Here is a 780-nt window from a genome sequence, read left to right on the forward strand (position 1 = left end):
CACGCATCAAAATGGTTCTAAGCAGGTAATAGTAGACTATGAACTTGTTGATATCTTTACTCAAAAATCTCTCATTAGCGAGCGAGTAAAAGCAAGCCCTACAAGCCTTAGAAAAACAGCGCATTATATTAGTGACCGTGTGTATCAGCAGATTACGGGTGTCCAAGGCGTGTTTTCTACCAAGATCGCATATATAACCGTTAAAGAGTTAACCAACAAGCAGCGTCAGTACCGCCTAAATGTTGCAGATGCGGATGGGAAAGGGGCTTATACACTGTTTACTAGTCGCGAGCCTATGTTGTCTCCTTCATGGTCTAATGATGGGCAGCACCTGACTTACGTGTCTTATGACTCTGGTCGCCCAGCAATTTACATTCAGCATGTGATTTCAGGAAATCAAAGAAAGGTGACCTCGTTTAAAGGCTTGAATGACTCGCCTATGTGGTCGCCAGATGATTCCTCTCTGGTAATGACCTTGTCGAAAGATGGCAACGCCGAGTTATATAGTTATGACTTGGCTCGTGATCGCACTGAGCGATTAACATTCGACTCAGGTATTGATACCGAGGCAAGCTGGTCACAGGACGGTAAAAGTGTCGTATTTACAAGTGACAGGGGCGGGAGCCCACAGGTTTATCGTATGTCTCTGAGAGATCGTATTCCGGAGCGCTTGAGCTTTGTTGGGAAGTATAATACCAGGCCTCGCTACAGCCGCGACGGTAATAGTATTTTTTACGTCCACAAAAGTACCGAGCCGGGTGATCAAGGTTTTCATATTGC

At 45.4% G+C, this 780-nt stretch carries 1 pseudogene; it reads left to right on the forward strand.

What is annotated here, in order from left to right:
- Positions 1–780 (forward strand): annotated as a pseudogene (locus A3761_RS06110) (PD40 domain-containing protein); the annotation flags it as partial.

It is taken from the genome of Oleiphilus sp. HI0123 (genome assembly GCF_001635315.1).